The sequence below is a fragment of the Atribacteraceae bacterium genome (genome assembly GCA_035477455.1).
Lineage (GTDB): Bacteria > Atribacterota > Atribacteria > Atribacterales > Atribacteraceae > DATIKP01.
In genome coordinates this window covers 1-3,430 of the sequence record DATIKP010000018.1, presented here as the reverse complement: position 1 = coordinate 3,430, position 3,430 = coordinate 1, and the positions used below count along the sequence as shown (strand labels likewise).

At 55.8% G+C, this 3,430-nt stretch carries 6 protein-coding genes; all 6 read left to right on the top strand.

Features of this window, described 5'->3' with window-relative positions; all coding sequences use genetic code 11:
• Window positions 1-306, top strand: a 306-nt coding sequence (locus VLH40_00825) for a pyridoxal-phosphate dependent enzyme (protein HSV30553.1), incomplete at its 5' end; no start/stop codon positions are given.
• Window positions 296-1,075: a tryptophan synthase subunit alpha gene (gene trpA, locus VLH40_00820; protein ID HSV30552.1), complete on the top strand. Its 780-nt coding sequence runs from the start codon at window positions 296-298 to the stop codon at window positions 1,073-1,075. The genes VLH40_00825 and trpA, both read left to right, overlap by 11 nt.
• Window positions 1,076-1,184: 109 nt before the next feature.
• Window positions 1,185-1,925, top strand: coding sequence for a DUF1405 domain-containing protein (locus VLH40_00815; protein HSV30551.1), 741 nt, complete (start codon window positions 1,185-1,187; stop codon window positions 1,923-1,925).
• A gap of 2 nt (window positions 1,926-1,927) precedes the next feature.
• Window positions 1,928-2,419 carry an acyltransferase gene (locus VLH40_00810; GenBank protein ID HSV30550.1) on the top strand — a complete coding sequence of 164 codons (492 nt, stop codon included), beginning with the start codon at window positions 1,928-1,930 and terminating at the stop codon, window positions 2,417-2,419.
• Entirely contained in the window at window positions 2,412-3,158 is a 747-nt protein-coding gene (gene pgeF / locus VLH40_00805; protein ID HSV30549.1) for a peptidoglycan editing factor PgeF, read from the top strand. Before VLH40_00810 ends, pgeF begins: the two co-directional genes overlap by 8 nt.
• Before the next feature lie 59 nt (window positions 3,159-3,217).
• Window positions 3,218-3,430: S-adenosylmethionine decarboxylase (locus VLH40_00800; GenBank protein ID HSV30548.1), on the top strand; the 213-nt coding region annotated here is incomplete at its 3' end.

Below are 3,430 nucleotides of genomic sequence, written 5' to 3'. Positions count from 1 at the left end.
CAGATCCGGGAGACCCATTCGATAGCAGCCGGCCTCGATTATCCCGGGGTAGGCCCGGAGCACAGCCAATTCCTGGACAGCGGCCGGGTGGAGTACCTGGCAGTCACCGACCAAGAAGCCCTTGCGGCGTTTAGCCGCCTTGCGGAATGGGAGGGCATCATTCCCGCTCTTGAGAGTGCCCACGCCGTAGCCCAGGCTATCCGGATGGCGCCAAGTATGAATGGTGAGTCGGTTCTAATCCTCTGTCTGTCGGGGCGGGGGGATAAGGACGTAGAGGAAGTGAGGAGACAGACCAATGAACCGTGACTGGAATAGCTTAGCGCTTACCGGAAAAAAGCTCTTTTTCCCCTACCTGACTTATGGATTTCCGGACGAAGCGACCTTTTTCCGGTGCCTGAATATCTGTATCGAACAAGGTGTCGATGCCGTGGAGGTGGGAATTCCGTACTCTGACCCGGTCGCGGACGGTCCGGTGATCCAGGCCTCATCCCAGGCCGCCCTGGAGCAGGGCGTCACCCCGCAACGCGTCACCGAGACCTTTTCCAGGCAACGCTTTGCAGTTCCCCTGATCGCCATGACCTATGGAAACATTGTCTACCGCTACGGAGCCAGGCGATTTATCGACGAGTTCTCCGGAGCCGGATTTTCCGGCCTCATCGTCGCCGATTTTCCCTTGGAAGCCCGCTCTTATCTTCCCGAAACCGGGGGAAATTTTTTCATCCCGCTCCTGGTGGCCACCACCACCGGGGAACAGCGCCTGGCTTTGATCGCCCGGAAAAGCGAAGGATTCATTTATTGTGTATCGGGGAAAGGAACCACCGGCAACACAAAACCCGAGTTCACGAAAGCCCATGGGCTGGTTTACCGCATCCGCCGCCTGACCGCTACCCCGGTTCTTCTGGGGTTCGGCATCGACAGCCCGGACAGAGCCGGGGAGGCGGCTCGGATTGCCGATGGAGCGATCGTGGGTAGCGCGCTTATCGCCTTTATCGGAGAGCATCACCGGGACAGTGCGTTTGACAGTGATTTTTCCGCGCTCATCCGCGCCTACCGTCAGGCGATCGACGCAGCCTGACGAGTCTTTGAGCGGGGGGGAATGGAGAACACCGCTTCGGAAAAAAAGAGGGGTATCTCGCGGGAGAGGTCTCGTCATAGCCGGGGGGGATCGCTTATAATGGGTGGAAATGAAAAATCGATTCGTCGCCGTCTTCTACGATAACCAACTGCTTTTCTGGCTCCTGGTGGTGGGCAATATCCTGAGTGCTTGGTATGGCTATACCGTGTTCTATGGTGAACAGCTCCTGGCTACCCCCTGGTACCTGTGGATATTCATTCCCGATTGCCCCCTCTTCTCGACCTTATTCGTCATTGCTTTTATCCTGGTGAAGAAAAAGATCTACCCTGAGTTCCTTTTGATCCTGGTCATCGCCAACAGCATCAAATACGCCTTATGGACCGTGACCACCATTCCCCTCTACAGCGAGCTTTATCTGAACCCCCTGTATCCGGCCGTGCGCAATACCAACCTGGCTTTGATTGGCTTACACGTCATCATGGGAGTACAGTCTCTTTTGCTTTATCCCTTCATCAGGCGCTGGCACGCCGGTCATCTCATTGCTGTCACAGTATGGCTGTACGTCAACGATCTCCTGGACTATGGCTTCAATCTCTACCCCAACGGCCATCGCCTGCTCTTGTCCTATCCCTATGGATACCTGCCGGGTTTGGCCATCGATCAGCGTTTATATATCATTTTGACTCATAACCTGGTGGTCAACACCGCGTTTCTCCTCTTTTTCTGGTGGATATGGAAAAAACAGAGAAACCTCAAAACTTCCCTGGATTCAGATTCAGGACCCGAGATGGAAAGACCGACTTCTGGATTCTCCTTCCTGAATTTCATCCACACATCGACGAGGGATTGATCATGCCCAGGCGTACGGAAGTTCGCTTCACCGTGGAACGGTACAATACCCTGTACTATTGGTGGAGGGCAAAAAACCCTCTCTTGGTGATCCTGAACTTTTTGGTCGTTTTCATTTTTCGCTACTCGCCTTCCCTGGGCCTCAAACGCTTCTTATACCGGGCCATTGGCGCGAAACTGGATAAGGGAGTGGCGCTGGCGTTGTCTGTGGTGTTCGATGTGTTTTTTCCGGAACTGATCGAGATCGGGGAAAACACGATCCTCGGCTATAACACCACTGTCCTCACCCACGAGTTTCTCATCCGGGAATTCCGGACCGGCAAGGTCAAAATCGGGCGCAATGTCCTTGTCGGGGCCTACTGCCTGATCCTGGCCGGGGTGGAAATCGGGGACAATGCGACGGTGGCCGCCTTTTCCCTGGTCAACGAGGACATTCCCGCCAATTGTGTCGCGGCGGGGGTTCCCGCGCGGGTGATTCGCTGGAAAGATGAGTAGGTCAAAACGGTCTGAGCCGCCCTTCCTCCGTTTTGATCGTTTGACCGGCGACCCCCGGCTGACCCACTTCTTCACCGTCCGTTCCAACCCTTATGATCTGATTGATCCGGGGGAGCGGCAAGCCTTCCTTCACACATTCTACGGTGGAAACTACGAAATTGTGGTCCCCCGCCAAGTCCACGGAGATCAGATCGCGGTCGTATCCGGCCCCTTGGTAAGCGCTCCGGAAGCGGATGCCTTGGTCACCGCCTGGCCCGGCTTGTTCATCGGTATTCTGGTGGCTGACTGTTTTCCGATTCTACTGTTTGATCCGCATCATTTGGTGCTTGCGGTGGTCCACGCCGGCTGGCGGGGGGTCGCGGCGAACATCCAGGGAAAAACCGTGGAATTCTTGCGTACTCGATTTGCGTCGCAGCCCTCCGGCATTACCGCAGTCATCGGCCCAGGGATCGGGCCGTGCTGCTTTCAGGTTGGGGAGGAGGTGGTGCATATTTTTCATAAACACGGCGGGTTTCAAGCCGATTGGTTGGTTAAGCGGGAAGGAAAGTTTTTTTTGAACTTGCGCTTTGTCATCGTAACTGACCTCATCCGCCAGGGTGTACCAGCCGAGTCCATCGAGACCGTTTTACTCTGTACGGCTTGCCGCAGGGACCTTTTCCACTCCTACCGGCGGGACGGACCGGGGGCGGGAAGGATGCTCCTGGGGGCGGCGCTTTGCCCGGACGTTCCCTTGCCTTAAGCCGGGCATTTCGCTATGCTTAGCACTTAGAGCCATTCCAAAAAAGGGAAGTGAGACAAGTGGGACCCGATGCCTTTCCCCGTCATCTCTTGATTGAAATCATCGATTCACAACTCCTCAATGATGCGGCCCTGATGGAAAACTTCCTGCGAGATGTGGCCTGTACTTACGGCGGGGACATCCTCGGCCTCAAGGTCCACCAGTTTGAACCTTACGGCCTGAGCGCTCTCATGATTATGCCCGAATCGCACGTCGCGGTGCATACCTGGCCG